This window comes from Stenotrophomonas geniculata (assembly GCF_034508895.1).
GTDB lineage: Bacteria > Pseudomonadota > Gammaproteobacteria > Xanthomonadales > Xanthomonadaceae > Stenotrophomonas > Stenotrophomonas geniculata.
Genome location: NZ_CP140571.1, coordinates 1413411 through 1432465 on the forward strand (window position 1 = coordinate 1413411; position 19055 = coordinate 1432465).

At 68.1% G+C, this 19055-nt stretch carries 15 protein-coding genes; 4 read left to right on the forward strand and 11 right to left on the reverse strand.

The genetic code is table 11. The features are described from left to right. Nucleotides 1-62: 62 nt before the first annotated feature. The 3 genes from RI032_RS06685 to RI032_RS06695 form a co-directional block, all read right to left on the reverse strand. Nucleotides 63-1712 carry a Na+/H+ antiporter gene (locus RI032_RS06685; RefSeq protein ID WP_197579334.1) on the reverse strand — a complete coding sequence of 550 codons (1650 nt, stop codon included), beginning with the start codon at nt 1710-1712 and terminating at the stop codon, nt 63-65. A 117-nt stretch (nt 1713-1829) separates the two neighbouring features. Next, nucleotides 1830-2621, reverse strand: coding sequence for a dioxygenase (locus RI032_RS06690; RefSeq protein ID WP_197654603.1), 792 nt, complete (start codon nt 2619-2621; stop codon nt 1830-1832). A gap of 31 nt (nt 2622-2652) precedes the next feature. After that, nucleotides 2653-3063, reverse strand: coding sequence for a DoxX family protein (locus RI032_RS06695; protein ID WP_010484130.1), 411 nt, complete (start codon nt 3061-3063; stop codon nt 2653-2655). 96 nt (nt 3064-3159) lie between these two features. Between RI032_RS06695 and RI032_RS06700 the strand changes: the two genes are divergently transcribed. Next, a complete protein-coding gene (locus RI032_RS06700; RefSeq protein WP_322548023.1) occupies nt 3160-4041 on the forward strand; it encodes a LysR family transcriptional regulator in 882 nt (293 codons plus the stop codon). 47 nt (nt 4042-4088) lie between these two features. Here the strand turns inward: RI032_RS06700 and RI032_RS06705 are convergent, their stop codons facing one another. Further along, on the reverse strand, nt 4089-7151 hold the full coding sequence (locus tag RI032_RS06705; protein WP_322548024.1) for a bifunctional diguanylate cyclase/phosphodiesterase: 3063 nt from the start codon (nt 7149-7151) through the stop codon (nt 4089-4091). A 177-nt stretch (nt 7152-7328) separates the two neighbouring features. Here RI032_RS06705 and RI032_RS06710 point away from each other — a divergent pair, with 177 nt between their 5' ends. Further along, the gene (locus RI032_RS06710; protein ID WP_322548025.1) at nt 7329-9440 is read left to right on the forward strand and encodes a M13 family metallopeptidase; all 2112 of its coding nucleotides are present in this window, start codon (nt 7329-7331) and stop codon (nt 9438-9440) included. A 151-nt stretch (nt 9441-9591) separates the two neighbouring features. On the opposite strand, the gene RI032_RS06715 is transcribed toward RI032_RS06710, so the two are convergent. Both RI032_RS06715 and RI032_RS06720 read right to left on the reverse strand, forming a co-directional pair. Beyond that, on the reverse strand, nt 9592-10764 hold the full coding sequence (locus RI032_RS06715) for an MFS transporter (protein ID WP_322548026.1): 1173 nt from the start codon (nt 10762-10764) through the stop codon (nt 9592-9594). Further along, nucleotides 10761-11975 (reverse strand): MFS transporter, encoded by a 1215-nt coding sequence (locus RI032_RS06720; protein ID WP_322548027.1) that lies wholly within the window; start codon nt 11973-11975, stop codon nt 10761-10763. Before RI032_RS06720 ends, RI032_RS06715 begins: the two co-directional genes overlap by 4 nt. Nucleotides 11976-12108: 133 nt before the next feature. Here RI032_RS06720 and RI032_RS06725 point away from each other — a divergent pair, with 133 nt between their 5' ends. Beyond that, nucleotides 12109-12696, forward strand: coding sequence for a TetR/AcrR family transcriptional regulator (locus RI032_RS06725; RefSeq protein WP_322548028.1), 588 nt, complete (start codon nt 12109-12111; stop codon nt 12694-12696). A 111-nt stretch (nt 12697-12807) separates the two neighbouring features. On the opposite strand, the gene RI032_RS06730 is transcribed toward RI032_RS06725, so the two are convergent. Beyond that, nucleotides 12808-13737, reverse strand: a complete 930-nt coding sequence (locus tag RI032_RS06730; protein ID WP_322548029.1) for an oxygenase MpaB family protein — start codon at nt 13735-13737, stop codon at nt 12808-12810. A 309-nt stretch (nt 13738-14046) separates the two neighbouring features. On the opposite strand from RI032_RS06730, the gene RI032_RS06735 reads away from it, so the two are divergent. Then, nucleotides 14047-14661 carry a hypothetical protein gene (locus RI032_RS06735; protein WP_010484135.1) on the forward strand — a complete coding sequence of 205 codons (615 nt, stop codon included), beginning with the start codon at nt 14047-14049 and terminating at the stop codon, nt 14659-14661. 39 nt (nt 14662-14700) lie between these two features. On the opposite strand, the gene RI032_RS06740 is transcribed toward RI032_RS06735, so the two are convergent. From RI032_RS06740 to RI032_RS06755, 4 genes are all read right to left on the reverse strand, one after another. After that, entirely contained in the window at nt 14701-15045 is a 345-nt protein-coding gene (locus RI032_RS06740; RefSeq protein ID WP_043398917.1) for a hypothetical protein, read from the reverse strand. An 18-nt stretch (nt 15046-15063) separates the two neighbouring features. Next, nucleotides 15064-15834 (reverse strand): LytR/AlgR family response regulator transcription factor, encoded by a 771-nt coding sequence (locus RI032_RS06745; RefSeq protein WP_322548030.1) that lies wholly within the window; start codon nt 15832-15834, stop codon nt 15064-15066. Then, nucleotides 15824-17083, reverse strand: coding sequence for a sensor histidine kinase (locus RI032_RS06750; protein ID WP_043398922.1), 1260 nt, complete (start codon nt 17081-17083; stop codon nt 15824-15826). The genes RI032_RS06745 and RI032_RS06750 overlap by 11 nt, the downstream gene beginning before the upstream one ends. Before the next feature lie 176 nt (nt 17084-17259). Beyond that, complete coding sequence (locus tag RI032_RS06755) at nt 17260-18909, reverse strand: M28 family metallopeptidase (RefSeq protein WP_049435182.1); 1650 nt, start codon at nt 18907-18909, stop codon at nt 17260-17262. Nucleotides 18910-19055: the final 146 nt, after the last annotated feature.

The following is a 19055-nucleotide window of genomic DNA, read 5'->3' on the forward strand; positions in this document are numbered from 1 at the left end:
GGCTCGGCTCTACATGCCAGGGCGGAATCCGCGTCAGCGTCAGCAACGCCCGGTCCCAGGCATCATTCGCGCTTGCGCGATTCCAGCAGGTCCAGGTTGCGGATCAGGCGCCGCGAGATCTCATCGGAGATCACCCCGCGCCGGGTCAACCGGAACAGCTCCTCGCGCTCGGCATTGAGGCCGGCGCTGCGCAGCTGGCGGTAGCCCATTTCCATGCGTCGCACCTTCTCCGGGTCCACGTCGGGCCCGTCGCTGTCCTTCTCCAGGTGGCGCTGGTACAGCAGGCTGACCCGCGAGGCGGCGTCGTTGTACAGCTGCACGTTCTCGGTGTTCTGGTTCATCACCATCTGCTGGCGCATGCGCTCGACCCCGGCCAGCGCCGCCTTCGACGACAGCCGGCGCGCCAGGTCTTCTTCCTTGCGCTCGCCCGAGTCGGCCGGCAGCTGCAGGCCCTTCAGCAGCTGCGGCAGCGCGATGCTGGCGCCCAGCAGCGAGAACAGGATCACCGACGCAGCCAGGAAGATCACCAGGTCACGTGCCGGGAACGCACTGCCATCAGGCAGGAACAGCGGCAGGGTCAACACGCCGGCCAGGGTGATCGCACCGCGCACACCGGCCACCGAGGTCGCCACCACGATGCGCCAGTTCGGTGCCTCGCCCCGCTCCAGGCCGCGACGGCGCGCGCGCAGCAGGTTCCAGCGCAGCGACAGCCACACCCACAACAGGCGCAGCACGACCAGCGCCAGATTGATCACCACCACATACACCAGCAGCCACCACGCACTCTGGTGGCCGGTCTCGTTCATGGTGGTGGTGGCGCGTTCGACGATGCCTGGCAGCTGCTCGCCCAGCAGCACGAACATGATGCCGTTGAAGCTGAACTGCAGCATGTTCCAGACCCCGGCACGCTGCACGCGCATGCTGCCGGAGACGCGGCCGGTCAGCTCGACATAGCTCATCGCGATACCTGCGGCGACCGCGGCGAGGATGCCGGAGGCGTGGATCTCTTCGGCCAGCAGGTAGGCCGCGAACGGAATGAGCAGGTTGACCAGCATCGCCGCGCCCGGCTCTTCGCCGAAGCGGCGCCACAGCCAGCGCTGGAAGGTCGACACACCAAGGGTGACCGCCACGCCCACCGCAAGGCCGGCCACGGCCACCCACACGAAGGTCAGCGAGGCCGTGGCCAGCGAGAACGTGCCGGTCATCACCGCAGCCACCGCGAACCGGAAGCAGACCAGGCCCGATGCATCGTTGAGCAGCGACTCGCCTTCCAGGATGTGCATCAGGCGCTTGGGAATCGGCGCCTTGGAGGCGATCGCACCCACTGCCACAGGATCGGTCGGCGACACGATCGCCGCCAGCGCGAAGCACACCGCCAGCGGCATCACCGGAATCAGCCAGTGGATCAGGAAGCCGGCGCCGATGACGGTGAACACCACCAGGCCGAACGCCAGCTCGAGGATCGCGCCCTTGTCGCGGAACAGGCCCTGCTTGGGAATGCGCCAGCCATCCAGGAACAGCAGCGGCGGCAGGAACAGCAGGAAGAACACTTCCGGCTCCAGCGCGTGGCCGCGGTTGAACACCCCGGCGATCACCGCGCCCAGGCCGATCTGCACCAGCGGCAGCGGCAACGAGAACGGGAGGACGCGAACCAGGTAGCCGCTGGCGACAACGGCCACCAGCATCGCCAGGACGACTTCAATGGTATGCATGCTTCTTCCAGGAAGCGGCGCGCGGGGAGGCTCGAAGGCCAGCGCCGGAAACCCGGAAAAAACTACCACATGCGGCCACGACCGCGATGGCCGGGGCCGCCGCGCGTCAGCCCCGGCTCATGCCGCCCCATCGAAGCGGTACAGGTCCATGGCCAGGAAACCGGCGTCGATGCCGGCGTCGATGCGGCGTGCGCCGAAACCACCCTCGCCGGCCGCGCCCATCGCAAAGAACAGCGGCAGCAGGTGCTCGTCGGTCGGGTGCGCGCGCTCGGCGAACGGCGCCTGCCGGCGATAGTCGAACAGCGCCTGGCGGTCATCAGCGGCCAGGCGCTGCTCCACCCACTCGATGAAGGGGCGCACGTACGGCGCTTCCTTGCCGTCCTGGTAGTCGCCCCAGTCGTGCAGGTTGTGGGTGATGCTGCCCGAGCCGACCAGCAGCACGCCCTGCTCGCGCAGCGGCGCCAGCGCGCGGCCCAGCGCGAACTGGTGCTCGGGACCCAGCAGCGGCTGGATTGACAGCGGTACCACCGGGATGTCGGCCTGCGGGCGCAGCAGCCGCAGCGGCACCCACGCACCGTGGTCCAGGCCACGCTGCGGGTCGAGTGCCACCGGCAGGCCGGCAGCGGCGATGCGGCCGGCCACCTCTTCGGCCAGCGCCGGATCACCCGGCGCCGGGTACTGCAGTTCGAACAGCGCGCGCGGGAAGCCACCGAAGTCGTGGATGGTGGGCGGCTGCGGATGCGCGCCGACCAGCGGCTGCCGGCCCAGCCAGTGCGCCGAGGCCATCACGATGGCACGCGGCGTCGGCAGGTCGCGCGCCAGCTCGGCCAGGCGCACACCGACCTGGCCCGGATGCAGGGCAGTCATCGGCGAACCATGGGAGATGTACAACGAAGGCAGGCGGGACATGGAATGCTCCAGTTGCAGGATCAGGCGGCGATCAGCGCGAACGCAGGGTCCACTTGCCATCGCCGACCAGGAACAGCACCACCAGCGCCAGCGCCCAGAACGCCGGGTATTCCCAGCCGCCGCCGGCATTGGCGAAACCGAAACCGTTGGCGCCGTGCACGGTGACGATGGTGCCCAGCAGCAGCGGTACGCCGACCAGGCCCACCCAGCGCGCATAGACGCCCAGCAACAGCGCGACAGTGATCACCAGCTCGACGCCGATGGTGAGGTAGCCGAGCACGCCGGGCAGGCCCAGCGACTCGAAGTACGCCGCCGTGCCGGCCGGGGTGAATACCAGCAGCTTGGTCAGCGCATGGGCCAGGAACAGCACGCCCAGGGCCAGGCGCAGCAGGGTGGCGCCATACGGCGCCAGCGGCGAAACAGGAGCGGTCGTGGTGTGCATGGCAAAGCACCTTGAAGGGAGTGGGCACAGGTTATTGCGCCTTCACGGACTGATAAATACGATCGATTGACCGTATTTATTTCAAAAGGCGCAACAATGGATGCCCTCGAGGCGATGCGCGTGTTCGTGGCGGTGGTCGAGCGCAATGGCTTCAGCGCCGCCGCCCAGGCTCTGGACATGTCCACCGCCGGCGTCACCCGCCAGGTCGCCGCGCTGGAAAAGCGCCTGTCCACCCGCCTGCTCCACCGCACCACGCGCCGGGTCAGCCCGACCAGTGCCGGCGCCGCCTACTACGCCCAATGTGTGCGCCTGTTGGCCGAGTTCGACGCGCTGGAGGCCAGCATCGGTGCGCAGGCGCTGGAGCCCTCGGGCACGCTGCGCATCAACGCACCGGTCAGCTGGGGCATCGCCCGACTCGGCCCGCTGCTGGCCAGCTACCGCGAACGCTTCCCGCAGGTGGAACTGGACCTGGCCCTGTCCGATCGCCTGGTGGACATGGTCGAGGAAGGCTACGACGTGGCCATCCGCATCACCCGCGAGCCCAGCCCCACGCTGATCGCACGCCGCCTGGGCGAATCGCGGGTGAGCCTGTGCGCCGCGCCGGCCTACCTGGCCGCACGCGGCACCCCGCAGACCCCGCAGGACCTGCAGGCACACGCGTGCCTGGGCTACAGCTACTGGGCCGCCGGCAACAACTGGCCGCTGCAGGGGCCCGGCGGTGAGGTGAAGGTGGCGGTGAACAGCCTGCTGCACGCCAACAACGGCGACGTGCTGCGCGAAGCCGCGATTGCTGGCATGGGCGTGATCCTGCAGCCGGATTTCCTGCTGGAAGACGCGCTGGCCAATGGTCGCCTGGTGCGCATCCTGCCGGAGTGGGAAGCCTCGCCGATCGGCATCTTCGCGGTCTACACCAGCCGCAGCCACCTGGCACCGAAGGTGCGCAGTTTCATCGATCATCTGGTGGAAAGCGGGGTGTAGACGAGTCTGGTGTTTGCCGGCCAGCGACCGGCAAATCCGAGATCCGCTCAGGCAGCGACTTCGTCCAGCGCATCGATGATCCGTTCCAGCGGTGCCGGCCGCCCCAGCAGGTAACCCTGCACCTGGTCGCAGCCGTGCGCGGCCAGCCAGTCCAGCTGCCCCGGCGTTTCCACACCCTCGGCGATGATGGTCAGGCCCATGCTGTGGCCCAGCGACAACAGCGCGCGGCAGATCGAGGCATTGCGCGGATTGGTTTCCACGTCGGCGACGAAGCTGCGGTCGATCTTCAGGATGTCCAGCGGCAGGTGCTGCAGGTAGGACATGCTGGAATAGCCGGTGCCGAAATCATCCAGCGACACACTGATGCCCTGCTCGTGCAGGCGCTGCATGGTCTGCATCGCCTGCGCCGGCTTGCGCATCAGGCTGCTCTCGGTCAGCTCCACGTGCAGGGCACCGCGGGCCAGGCCGAAGTCCTGCTGGGCACGGGTGAATTCGGCCACCAGGTCGCTGTTGAAGAACTGCACCGCCGATACATTGACCGCGATCGGCAGCTCGCCCCAACCGGCCTCGACCAGCCGGCGCTGCGCTTTCGCCGCCGCGCGGATCACCCAGCGGCCCAGCGCGAGGATCAGCCCGGTCTCCTCGCACAGCTGGATGAACTCGTTGGGCGGGATGAAGCTGCCGTCGGCCTGCGGCCAGCGCAGCAGCGCCTCCAAGGCGGCCGGGGTGCCATCGCTGGCATGCCGGATCGGCTGGAAATAGAGCTGGAATTCGTTGTCGATGGCGGCATGGATGCGCCCGGCCAGGCGCAGCCGGTCGGCCAGCCGTGTGGTCACCGCCGCATCGAACCAGACCACCACGTTGCCCTCGGCGCGTGCCGCGTGCGCGGCCTGCGCGGCCATGCCGATCACCTGCTCGGCGCTGTGGCCGTCACCGGCGGTGTGCACGGCCACGCCGATACGCGGCTCGAACTGGTGCAGCGAATCCTTGCCGCGCATCGGCGCCGACACGATCTGCAGCAGGTCGTCCAGCACGCGCTGGGTATCGTGCTCGGCACCGATGGCCAGCACGAAGTCCTCGGCTGGCTGGAAGGCCAGCGTGCCACAGCGCGCGCCCAGGCCGCCGAGCCGGGTCGCCATCGACTGCAGCACCGCATCGCCGATCTCGCGGCCCAGCGTATCGGCCACCAGCTGCAGGCCGCGCAGCTGCACGAAGGCGATGGTGTAACCCTGTTCCTGCTCATCCAGCTGTTCGGTCAACGCACGCACGTTGAGCAGGCCGGTGGCCGGGTTGTGCCGCGCCTGGTAGGCCAGGTCGCGCTCGTAGGCCAGCCGTTCGCTCACATCCTCGGCCAGCACCAGGCAGGCCGGCTGGCCATCGAAATCGAGCTTGGACAGGTGCGCGCGCACTTCGAACACGCTGCCATCCTTGCGCCGGTGCAGGCGCACGGTCGCGTCCGGAGGATCGCCCACCTGTGCGCGCTGGATGGCACCACGCACTTCGTCCCAGCCTTCGCGCGGGCGGATGTCGAGGATGCTCATCGCCAGGAACTCCTCGCGACTGTAGCCGTACTGGCGCACGGCGGCATCGTTGACCTCGATGAAGCGCAGCGTGTCCGGATCGAACACCCAGAACGGCGCCGGATTGCGGTCGAACAACAGGCGGAAGCGGCGTTCCACCTCGCTCATCTGCTCGCGGGCCTGGTAGCGCTCGCTGAGGTCGGTCAGCGCGCCGATCATGCGCCGCTCGCTGTCGGCCACCTCCACCCGCTGCCCACGTGCGCCCACCCAGCGCACTGCGCCCCCGGGCAGTACCAGGCGGAACACCTGGTCGAGCACCGCGCCACCGGCGAAGGCCTGGTCGAAGGCCTGCTGCAGGCGCGCCGCGTCATCACGATGCACGCGCGCGAAGAAATCGGCCACCGGCAGCGCGTCGGTCTGCACGCCGAAGATCTCGCGCGCCAGCGGCGACCAGCGCAGCAGCGCAGCGTCCTCGTCCACGTACCAGGTGCAGACGCGCCCGACCTGATGGGCCAGACGCAGCTCGGCGTGGCCCGTCTTCAGCTCCTCGGCCATTGCCTGCTGGCTGCGGGTGCTGCGGCGCACGGCATACAGCAGCACCAGCAACACCGCGATGTAGGCCAGTACGATCGCCACCGACGCCTGCAGGTAGGGCCACCAGGGCGCCAGCACGTCCTCGTCGGCCAGGCCGACCTGCACCGCCAGCGGGCTGCGTTCCAGCGTGCTGATGGTGATGATGCGCGGCACGCCGTCGACGACGCCCGGCATGCTGCCCAGTTCGACCACCGCCTGCTTGCCGAGCAGGTCGCGGCGCGGGAGATCGTAGCGACGGCCCACCGTGCCATGCGGATCGGGTACGCGGGCCAGCATGTAGCCCTCGGCATCGCTGATCGAGACCAGTCCGTTCGGGCCGACATCGAGGCCGCCGACGATGCGCTGCAGTTCGCCACAGCGCAGCCGTGCCAGCAGCCAGCGTTCGCTGGCCATCGGCAGCGCCAGCGGCACCACCCAGCCACCGTCGCTGGCCCGCTGCGGCGGTCCGATGTACAGCGAACTGCCCAGGCCGCGGCGCTGCGGATCGGTCCATAGCGGCAGGTTCAGGTCCCCGTTGCCGGCCGTGAGGGCGCGGCCATAGCTGTCCAGCACCACGATGCTGTGCAGCTCGGCATGCCGGCGCAGCACGCCGCCGATGGAGGCATCCAGCAGCGCCGGCGCCTGCGCGGGCACACTGCGGAACACTTCAACGGCATCGGCGGCGATGCCGGACATCGCCCGCTCCAGGTTGCGCAGCTCCAGCGCCAGCAGGCGCTCGCTGCCCACCGCCAGCGCACGGCTCTGGCGCTGTGCGGCCTCCAGCCGGCGGTGATGGTCGTTGGCCAGCATGGTGGCCAACCCGGCCACCAACAGAATGCCCAGCAACACCCCGCCCCAGGTAATGGCGCGCAGCGGCCGGGCCAACGCCCGTTTCAGCGCGGGCATCGGTTGGTCTTCCTTGTGCAGTCGGCTGGCTTCATGCGCGAACGAATCCTCCACGTCCCCGACCTCAACGGCCGGCGGACGCCATTCTTGACGCCTGACCCCACCCCGCATGGCCACCTCCCCGTGCCCGCGCAGGGTTCCCGGGCCCAGCATGCACCACCCCGGTGACGGCGTGAAGATCGCTTCCGCGCGTTCAGCCAGATCCCGCACAGGGCAGGTGCCACAACGGGAGGGCCAGCCGGGGGCGGAGCGGATTAGACTTGGGGTTTTCCGCTGCAAGAGAAGTCCATGTCCAAGCTGCGCCGTCCCACCCTGGCACTGGCCATTGTTGCCAGCCTGACCCTGGCCGCCTGCGACCGCCCGGCCGATCCGGCCGCTGGCAACGCCAAGCCCGCCGAAGCTGCGCCCGCTGCGGCCAAGCCGATGCTGGGCAGCTTCGGCTTCGATGCCAGCGGCATGGACCGCAGCATTGCCGCCGGTGATGACTTCTTCGGCTTCGCCAACGGCACCTGGGTGAAGAACACCGAGATCCCGGCCGACCGCTCGCGCTTCGGCAGCTTCAACGTCATTGCCGAGAAGACCCTGGCCGACACCCGCGCCATTCTTGAGGGCGCCGCCGGCAACACCCAGGCCAGCGGTGACGACAAGCTGATCGGCGACTACTACGCTGCTTACATGGACGAGGCCGGCATCGAGCAGCACGGCATTGCGCCGGTACAGCCGCAGCTGAAGGCGATCGACGCGATCGCCGACAAGGCCGGCCTGGCCCGTGCCCTGGGCGGCGACGTGCGTGCCGACGTCGACCTGCTCAATGCGACCAACTTCTACACCGACCGCCTGTTCGGCCTGTGGGTGTCGGTGGACCTGCTGCAGCCAGACCGCAACGCGCCGTACCTGGTGCAGGGCGGCCTGGGCATGCCCGACCGCGACTTCTACCTGGGCGGTGGCCGCATGGCCGAGCTGCGCAAGCAGTACCAGGCCTACATCGCACAGATGCTGCAGCTGGCCGGCGTCGCCGATCCGGCGGGCAAGGCACAGCGCATTCTCGCGCTGGAAACGAAGATCGCGCAGGCGCACGCCACCCAGGAAGAAACCAATGACGTGACCAAGGGTGCCAATCCGTGGACCCAGGCCGACTTCAATGCGAAGGCGCCGGGCATGGACTGGAGCACCTTCCTCGACGCGGCCGCACTGGGCAAGCAGCAGGACTTCATCGTCTGGCAGCCCAAGGCCGTGGCCGGCCTGTCCAAGCTGGTCGCCACCGAGCCGCTGGATGCCTGGAAGGACTACCTGGCCTTCCACGCGCTGGACCGCGCCGCTGCCTACCTGCCGAAGAAGTTCGCCGATGCCCGCTTCGCCTTCCACGGCACCGCGCTGAGCGGCACGCCGCAGCAGAGCGACCGCTGGAAGCGTGCGGTGGACGACGCCAACCATGCCGTCGGCGAAGCGATCGGCAAGCGTTACGTCGAGAAGCACTTCGACGCCAGGACCAAGGAACGCGCGGACGAGATGGCGAAGAACATCATCGCCGCCTTCGCCAAGCGCATCGATGCGCTCGCGTGGATGTCGCCGCAGACCAAGGCCAGCGCCAAGGCCAAGGTGGCCGGCCTGAGCGTGGGCATGGGCTATCCGGAAAAGTGGCGTGATTACACTGGCCTGGAGATCCGCCGTGATGACGCGCTGGGCAATGCGCAGCGCGCCGAACTGTTCGAGTACCAGCGCAACATCGCCAAGCTGGGCAAGGCAGTCGACCACAGCGAGTGGGCGATGCTGCCGCAGACCATCAACGCGATGAACGTGCCGCTGGAGAACCGCCTGGTGTTCCCGGCCGCGATCCTGCAGCCGCCGTTCTTCGACGGTGCCGCCGACGACGCGGTGAACTACGGTGCGATCGGCGCAGTGATCGGCCACGAGATCAGCCACGGCTTCGACAACGCCGGCGCGCTGTTCGACGAAACCGGCAAGCTGCACAACTGGTGGACCGCCGAGGACCTGAAGCAGTTCAACGCCGCCGGTGATGCGCTGGCCGCGCAGTTCAGCAGCTACGAGCCGTTCCCGGGCGTGCATGTGAACGGCAAGCTGACCCTGGGCGAGAACATCGCCGACGTGGCCGGCCTGGGCACCGCCTACGATGCCTACCAGCTGTCGCTGCAGGGCAAGCCGGGCCAGACCCTGGAAGGCTTTACCCCGGACCAGCGCTTCTTCCTCGGCTTCGCCCAGGCGTGGCGCAGCAAGAGCCGCGAACAGGCGCTGCGCAACTCGCTGCTGACCGATGTGCATGCACCGGGCCAGTTCCGCGCTCTCACCGTGCGCAACATCGACGCCTGGTACCCGGCGTTTGAAGTGAAGGAAGGCCAGAAGCTGTACCTGGCCCCGGACAAGCGGGTCAAGGTGTGGTGATGTGACCGGAACGGGCGCCACAAGGCGCCCGTTTCATTTCCCGGTAGCGGCCAACCTGGGTCGGCACATGCCGCGGCTCTGGTGGGTGCCAACCTTGGTTGGCACATGCCCCGCTCTGGTGGGTGCCGACCTTGGTCGGCACGGCGCGGATCTACCTGCGTGTGGTGGCAACCATCAGCAGCGCACTCCCCGCCAACATCGCCGCAGCCCACAGCGTGGCGTGCAGCCCGATGCCATCCAGCAGCCGTCCACCGCCCCACGCCCCGAGCGCGATGCCGGTGTTGAACACCCCCACATACAGCGCGGTGGCGATCTCCACGGCCTGCGGCGCCGCTTTCAACATCCAGCTCATCAGGCCCACCGATACACCGCCATAGGCCAGGCCCCACAGCAGCAGCACCGCGATGCCAGCGGACGGTGTGTTTCCCACCCACAGGAACAACAGCGGCGTCAGCAGCAGGCCCGATGCGATCGCCAGCACCGTGCCACGTGGATGGCGTGCTGCCAGTGGCCCAGCGATGAAGTTGCCGGCGATGCCGGCCAGGCCGTAGGCAAACAGCAGTGCACCGATCCACGACGCATCCACGCTGGAGACGGACGTCAGCAGCGGCCGCACATAGGTGAAGGCGATGAAGTGCCCGGACACCAGCAGCACGGTCAGCCACAGGCCACGCCGCAGGTCGCGCTCGCCAAGCTGCTGCACGAACTGCCGCAGCCGCACCGATGTACTGACAGGCAATACAGGCACCACCCGCAGATGCAGCAGCATCACCGCCGCACTGAACAACGCCATCGCCACGAACGCGCTGCGCCAGCCCAATGCATCCCCGATCAGCGCGCCCAGCGGCACGCCCAGCACCGAAGCGGCGGCCACGCCACCGAAGATGATCGAGGTGGCCATGCCGGTGCGGTGAGCCGGCACCAGTCGCGCGGCCAGCCCACCGGCGATGGCCCAGATGCCGCCCATGCAGAACCCCACCAGCACGCGCGCGGCCAACAGCCAGCCGATGCCCGGTGCCAGTGCCGACGCAAGGTTGGCGACCAGCAGAAGCGCGAGCAGCGCGCACAGGATGCGACGGCGATCGATGCCACCGGCTGCGATCACCACCAGCGGTGCGAACAGGGCCGCCAGCAGGGCCGGCAGCGAGATCATCAGACCGGCGGTACCAGTAGACGCGCCGAGATCTTCGGCGATAGGGGTCAGCAGGCCCACCGGCAGCATTTCGGTGGTGACCACCGAGAAGGTGGCGAGGCCGACGGCGGAAACTGCCCACCACGGATGGCGGGGCACAGGCGCGGCGTGCGCAGGCGAGGAAGCGCTCACGGGATGATTCCTTCAGGGGATGTGGACGCGGCGGACGGGCGCAGTGCACGTTGCGCGAGCATGGCGAACAGCAGCACGGCAACGCCTGCGAGCAGCGCAACGACAAAGCCGCTGCGCACGCCCCCTGCATCAACGCTCTGTCCGGACAGCGCCGCGCCCAGCGCCACGCCGATGTTCAATCCGGCCAGCAACCAGGTCATGCCCTCGGTCAGGCGCGATTCGGGCACGTGCTGTTCGACCAGCGACATCGCCACGATCATCGTCGGCGCGAAGAACACCCCGGCCAGCAGCACGGCAACGGCCAGTGCAGGCAGGTTGCCCACCCACAGCAACGGCAACGTGGTCAGTGCGGTGGCCGCTGCGCCGGCCAGCAACAGGCGCGGCAACGGTGCCTGCAGCTTCAGTGCACCGAACAGCAGGCCCGCTGTGCAGCTGCCCAGCGCATAGGCCGACAGCACCGCGCTGGCGGCAAGCGGCTTGCCCCGCTCTTCGGCGAACGCCACGCTGGTGATGTCAACGGTGCCGACAATCACGCCCATCGCCAGCATCAGCAACGCCAGCAAGCGGATCTCCGGCTGCCGTAGCAACGAACGCGAGGGTACGTCACCTTTGCGGTGCTGCAGCGGCGGCTCGGTGCCACGCTGCATTACCAGTGCGGCCACTCCAATCACCAGCAGCAATGCTGCCGCCAGCACGCCCGCCTGCGGCCACACCGCAACCGACAATCCCACCGACAGCGGTGGCCCGGCGATGAAGGTCACCTCGTCGAACACGGTCTCCAGCGAATACGCGGTCTGCAGCTGCGGGCGGCCGCGATGGATCGCGGTCCAGCGCGCGCGCACCATCGCCGACACGCTGGGCATGCAGCCGGCCAGCATCGCCGCAATGAACAGCGTCCAGTCCGGCGCGGCCAGCAGCGTGCACGCGAGCAGCAACAGCAGCCCCGCCGCACTGGCCGCCGTGGCCCACGGCAGCACCCTGCCCTGGCCCCGGTGGTCAACCCAGCGCGACACCTGCGGTGACAGCAGCGCGTAGGTCAGCACGAACGTGGCCGACACCGCACCAGCCAGTGCATAGCTGCCGCGCAGCTGGGACAGCAGGGTGATGATGCCGATACCGGTCATCGGCAGCGGCAGGCGTGCCAGCAACCCGGCCAGGGCGAGGCCGGCGGTGCCGGGGGCCGCGAACAGGTCGCGATAGGGGGTGGCCATCAGGATCTCCAGGGCAGCGACTTGCCTGGCGCACGGCGCGCCACGACAATACATACAGAGCGTATGAATAAGAGGCTACATTCATACGCGCCGTATGTAAATAATCATGCACTGTGTATGTAAGGAGCTCCGGATGGTTCGTCGCACCCGCGCCGAGATGGAAGAAACCCGCGCCACCCTGCTGACCACCGCCCGCCGGGTGTTCAGCACGCATGGCTATGCCGCCACCTCGATGGACGACCTGACCGCCCAGGCCGGGCTGACCCGTGGCGCGCTGTACCACCACTTCGGTGACAAGAAGGGCCTGCTGGCAGCGGTGGTCGCGCAGCTGGATGCCGAGACCGACCAGCGCCTGCAGGCGATCAGTGATACCGCCGAAGATGCCTGGGAGGGTTTCGTGCAGCGGTGTCGTGCCTATCTTGAGATGGCACTGGAGCCGGAGATCCAGCGCATCGTGCTGCGCGATGCGCGCGCGGTGCTGGGTGGCGCCTCACCGGAATCGCAGCGCCACTGCGTGCACTCGATGCAGCACCTGATCGAACTTCTGGTTGCGCAGGGCGTGGTGGCGCCGGTGGATGCGCAGGCGCTGGCGTCGCTGATCTACGGCAGCCTGGCCGAGGCCGCGTTCTGGATCGCCGACGGCGAAGATGGCGACACGCGCCTGCGGCAGGCGACGGCGGCGCTGGAGATGCTGTTGCGTGGATTGAAGTCGGCCGGGTGAAGCGCATCCACGCACGGCGTGGATCTACCGCGGAATCCGCTCGGGTAGATGCCAACCTTGGTTGGCGCTTCTGCGGCACCGCGCGAAATGCGTGCCAACCAAGGTTGGCACCTACCAGGTAACGGTGGACCACTCACGCAGGACGTCCACCGGCACGCCCATGCGCGTGCAGGCGCGGCTGGCGAGGCCGTCGGGCAGCGCGCGGCGGAACAGCGGCGCCATGCCCTGCATCAACTTCGCTGAAGCTGCTGCCTGCGCACGCTGGCGACCATTGCGTTCCAGCATGCCCTCGGCCCAGTCCGGCAGCAGCGCCGCGCCTGCACCTAGGAACACTTCGCGCGACAGCCCCGGCACCGGTACCGGCAGGCGCACGCCGGACAAGACCTCCAGCACTTCGCGCGAGCGCTCATCCACGCGCAGTTCCGGTTGCCGCGCGCAGAAGTACGCCGCCACTTCTGCCTCACTGCGCGGTACATCCACCGCGCCCAGTGCCTCGGCCACGCAGCGGTACTCCTCGTAGTAGCGGTCGGCGATGTGCGCCGGCACCTCGCGCCCGTAGCGTCGGAACCCCTGCAGGAAACCGAAGGCTTCGGTCACGTGCACCCAGGTCAGCAACTGCGGATCGTCGGCGGCGTAGGGCTCGCCCTGCGCGGTCTGGCCGCGGATCTGCGCATGGATGCGGCGCACCCTGGCCACCAGCGCCTCCACCTCGCCGCTGGGCGCATAGCTGGTGCCGGCAACGAAGGCCGTGGTGCGGCGCAGCCGACCCACCAGGTCCTGGCGGAAATTGGAGTGGTCATAGACCCCGGCCAGCGCGCGTGGGTGCAGGGTCTGCAGCATCAGCGCGCACAGGCCACCGGCGAGCATCGAGGGAAATTCGGCGTGTAGCCGCCAGGTGACGCTGTCCGGGCCGAACCAGCCCGGATCGCCCTGCGGATGGTCGTAGTCGATACCACTCTGGCCGCGCGGGAAGGCGTCCAGTACCCAGCGTCGGATCGGCGCCGTGACGGGGCGGGAGAGTCGCTGCAGCAAAGCCGGCATCACAGGTCCAGGAGAGGCGGAAGAACAGTCGCGTCTTGCGCGGTTGGCTCCGATTCTCGGCGATCACGCCTCCGGCGGCGAGCCTCCCCGCTCAGCGACGGTTTCATGTGCGGTCGCAGCACGTTTCACCCTGCGACATCCTGTCGCAGGCCGTGACTGCGATGCTGCATCGCATCAATTTTCACTCCCACCGGTCAAACCCTTGCGCCGCTTGGCATTGCCCCCATTGCACGGCTCGCTGGAAGTGCTAGAACTGGATCCGCCACACCGTCCAATGCTGATCGACGCACGTTCCACAAGGAGCCAGCCATGATTGCCTTGTTCAAGGGTTTGGGAATTCTGCTTCGCGACAACGAGCTCTACAGCAGCCCGTTCGACAAACAGGTGGCGCACTGGCGCAACCTCAGCGAGCAGCAGATCCGCGATGAAGTGGCTGTGCTGGCCCAGGCCAAGTGCCAGTGGCTGATCGCCTCGATCGTCGGCTGGCAGGCGGCCTCGCTGCTGATCCTGGGCCTGATCGCCAACTACCTGTGGCGCGACGACTTCCATATCACCTTCACCCGCGTGGTGATCGTGTTCGGCTCGTGGGTGTCGATCCTGTTCGTGATCTGGTTCATGGCCAACATGTTCGATCAGCAGGCCGGCTTCGAGCGCTGGATGAAGGCGTTCAACAGCCGCGCCCGCATCAGCTCCAAAGCCGACAGCGTCGAGCACGTGGCCGAGGCGCTTGACCTGGCCGAGCACTATCCGGAAGTGCTGGACTACAAGCAGGCGGTCACCGCCAAGCGCGAGCTGCGCCACGAGGACATCCGCATCATGACCGAGATCGGGCGCATGAAGCAGCACTCCGAACTGGTCGGCCGCCTGAACCATGTGGGCGAGAACGAGCACCACCACGACCTGACACTGCAGCCTGCCTACTGACCCTTCAGGGAAGCGGGGGGACCCACACTGCCACCGTGATCACTCACGGTGGCAGTGTTCTATCGGGTCCTGGCTGACGCACTGGTGGAAGCCGCTGGGCAGGTCACGCATCGCCTCGGTCTTCCCCACCGCCACGGCAAACCGGCGCAATGGTGGCGTCGCACACGCGGCGTCGGTACTGCACGCTGGGTCCAGCACCAGGTAGTGGCATTGGCCACTACTGCTGGCGATGCACTGGAACCGTGCCTCGCCGTCGACCACGCTGCCCTTGCTGTAAAGCGTGTCCACGCCGTTGGCACGGGTGCGGGTGATCGAGGTATTGCTGGATTTCTCACAGCCGGCCAACGACAACGCAGCGATGCAGGCAAACAGGAACAGGCGCATGGTGCCTCCAGGATGCGGCTACATGCCGCGGAACAGGCTCATGAAAGGTTGGCTGACCACCAGCGTCTCCGTGCGCCCACGCAGGCGCAGCACGCCGCGCCCGGTATCGTCGCGGCTGACCGCCGCCACCGCCTTCATGTTGACGATGGTCGAGCGATGGATCTGGCGGAAATGCTGCGGGTCGAGCACTTCCAGCAGTTCGCGCAGCGGCGTGCGCAACAGGCTCTCGCCGGCAGCGGTCACCACGGTGGTGTACTTGTTGTCGGCACGGAAGTAGGCCACGTCTTCCAGCATGATCAGCTGCGTCTCGCGGCCGTTGCTGGCGGTGATCCAGGCCAATGGCGGGCGCTCTGCCGCACCCTGCGGTGGCCCCAGGCGCCGCAGCAGGCGCTCGAGTACGGCATCGTCCTGGCGCGTTGATGGCAGCCGCGACAGGATGCGTTCGCGGGTGGCCAGCAGGCGCTCGTCGCTGACCGGCTTCAGCAGGTAATCCATCGCGCCCTGCTCGAACGCGTCGATGGCGTACTGGTCGTAGGCGGTCACGAACACCACCTGGGTGCGCGGGCTCAGCTCGGACAGCGAACGGGCTACTTCAATGCCACTGATGCCGGGCATGCGAATGTCGAGGAAGGCGATGTCCGGCTGCTTCTCGGCCAGCTGCTCCAGTGCACTGGCGCCATCCTCGCACTCGGCCACCAGCTTCAGGTCCGGCCACAACCGCCCCAGCTGCTCGACCAGCGACTGCCGCAGCAGTTCCTCGTCTTCGGCAATGAGCGCCTCAAGCGGCATGGCTGCGCTCCTTGTTCGACTGCGGCAGGGTCATGGTTGCGGCCACGCCGCTGGGGAAGTTGGCGACGATCGCCACGCCGGCCTGCTCACCGCAGGTCAGGCGCAGGCGCTCGCGCAGGTTCTTCAGGCCGATGCCGGTACCGCTGGTGCCCTGGCCGAAGCCGAGGCCATCATCGGCCACCGTCACCGTCACATGGTCATCGAAGCCACGCGCCAGGATCCAGATCGTGCCACCGCCGGGCTTGGGTTCCAGGCCATGCTTGATCGCGTTCTCCACCAGCGTCTGCAGCGCCATCGCCGGCAGCTGCACGCCGTGCAGCTCGTTCGGCACCTGCACCTCCACCCCCAGCCGTGCGCCCATGCGGATACGCAGGATCTCCAGGTAGGCACGGGTGCGCTCCAGCTCCACGCCCAGCGTGGACAGCGATTCGTCCACCTGTGGCAACGAGCTGCGCAGGTACTGGATCAGGTGGCCCAGCATCTGGTCGGCACGTGCCGGGTCGGTGCGGGTCAGCACCTGCGCGTTGGCCAGCGTGTTGTAGAGGAAGTGCGGTTCCACCTGCGCATGCAGCAGATTCAACCGGGCTACCGACAGTTCCTTTTCCACCTGGGTCTGCTCGGCCGCGGCCTGCTCGTCGCGACGCTGGTCGGCCACGCGGCGGCTGATCGCGCGGGTGACCGCTTCGGCGTTCTCGAAGTTGCTGCCCTCATCCAGCGCCAGCAGGTCGGCCCACCAGCCGGCATCCGGTTCAAACAGCAGAGTGACGGTACTGGTGCCCTGCCCCGGCGTGACCGTCGCCAGCACGCTGTTGCGCTTGATCGCCAGCCGAGCCGGCAGATTCCAGCGCGACGGCTGGCGGCCGTTCCAGGCATCCACGCGGCGCACGTAGGCCCGTACCTGCAGGCTGCCGGCCGAACTTTCCACGTCTTCAACGCGCGGCAGTTCGGCGATGGCCGCTTCCACCACCGAGAATGCCTGGCCGGCATCCATCGGCAGTTCCACCTGGCGGCGCTGGCGGCCGGAGAGCGTGGTCGAATCCAGCCGGCCGGCGACCAGCCAGACGCGGCGTACATGGGTAATCGCGCTGCCCAGCGCGGAAATCATCAGGAACATCGCCAGCAGGCCGAAGATCCAGCCCGGGCCATCGTTCATGCCGCTGAAGATGCCGCTCCAGACCATGCCGGCGACAAACAGCGCCGCAGCCCAGGCCAGCAGGTGACGAAGCAGGAGAGAGAGGCTGGCAAACACGGCGGCGCCTTGGAGGAAGGGGGTGAGCCGAGCATAGGGCGGCCCGCCGGGCAAACAAGCGGGCTGCGACGAAGGGCCCGAAAGCGGGGATGGAAGCCGTTACGGAAACGCCGGGCATGGCCCGGCGTTTCCGGGCGAGGGCAATGCCGGCCAGCGGCCGGCACTACCGAACGCCGTTATTTGCGCTGGTCGGCGCTGGCGTCACGCACGGCGCGGAACGACTCGTCCCTGCTCCAGTTCGGCCAGCTGCGCGAATTGGCCAGCTGGTTGCCCAGCGTGTACAGCACTTCCAGGTCGCGGGCGGCACCGGCGAACACCCAGTCCGGTTGCCATTCGTCGCCCTGCTGGTGGTAACGCTTGGCGGTGTAGTCCTCGGAGGCCTTCTTGCCCGCGGCCACGCCGCCATCCACCCAGTCCTGGCCGGCCGACCAGGACAGCGCCGGCACGCCACGCTTGGCGAACGGGAAGTGATCGGAGCGGAAGAACAGGCCGGCTTCCGGCTTCGGGTCCGGCGTGTAGCGGATGTCCCAGCCCTTGGCCACGTCCTTCAGCTGGTCCAGCAGCTCGAAGCGCGCGGCGCCGTAGATGCCGAAATCACGCGACGGCCCGAACGGTGCCATGCCATCCATGTTGATCACCGCCACGGTCTTTTCCAGCGGGTACAGCGGATGGGTGGCGTAGTACTCCGAACCCAGCAGGCCCTTTTCCTCGGCGGTGACCGCCAGGAACAGCACCGAGCGCTCGGGGCGCTTGGCCTTGGCGAAGCCGCGCGCCAGTTCGATCAGCGATGCGGTGCCACTGGCGTTGTCCAGTGCGCCATTGAAGATCCGGTCGCCACGCGCGTCCGGCTCGCCCACGCCGATGTGGTCCCAGTGCGCGCTGTAGACGATGGTCTCGTCCGGGTGGCGGCTGCCTTCCAGGCGTGCGGCCACGTTGTGCGAGGTGATCACTTCGGTCTTCACCGCGTACTTCGCGTCCAGGCTGGCGCCGGTCAGCGGCACCGGGGTGAAGTCGCGCTGCTGCGCCTTCTTCTTCAGCGCTTCGAAGTCCTGCCCGGCAGAGCGGAACAGCTCCACGGCCAGGTCGCGCTGGATCCAGCCTTCCAGCAGCGGGTGGCTGTCGGCCGGGTTGTCACGCACCACGTCGAACATGGTGTTGGTGTTGGAGCCGGCCACGGTGGCCCAGCCGTACGACGCCGGTGCGGTCTCGTGCACGATCAGCACGCCCAGCGCGCCCTGGCGGGCACCTTCTTCGTACTTGTAGGTCCAACGGCCGTAGTAGGTCATGCCCTTGCCGTCGAAGTCGCCCTGGCCGGTCTCGAAGTCCGGGTCGTTGATCAGCACGACGGCGATCTTGCCCTTGAGGTCCACGCCCTTGAAGTCGTCCCAGTTGCGCTCCGGGGCCTTCACGCCGTAGCCGAGGAACACCAGCGGCGCCTTGCTGATATCGACGTTGCTGGCGCCGTTCATGGCGGCGCGCACGGCGATCTGCTTGCCCTGCTCCAGCGCAACGGTCTTGCCGCCCTGGTGCAGCGCCAGCTGCGGTGCGCCGACGATGTCGCCCTTGCGCAGCGGCACGGCCTGGGTCCACAGGCGCTTGCCATCCTTGAGGTCACCGCCCGGCTGCAGGCCGGCATCGGCGAACTGCTTGCTGAGGAAGGCGATGGTCTTCTCTTCGCCGGCGGTGGCCGGGGAGCGGCCTTCGTAGGCGTCGGAGGCCAGTTCCTTGACGTCGGCGGAGATCCGCGCGCCGTCGAATTTCGGGGTGGCGGCCATCAGTGCGCTCGACACTGACAGGGCCAGCAGGCCCAGTGCTACTCGCTTCATTGCTCTCTCCAGCAGGGAAATCTCTCTGGAGTGTAATGGGATTCGGCAGGGCTGCGCCCTGCACCTGCCGAAGCCAGGGCAGCAGCAACAGCTGGAGCAACAGCAACAGCAGAAGCAGGCATTCGGTGGGATGGCGGGGTGGGTCC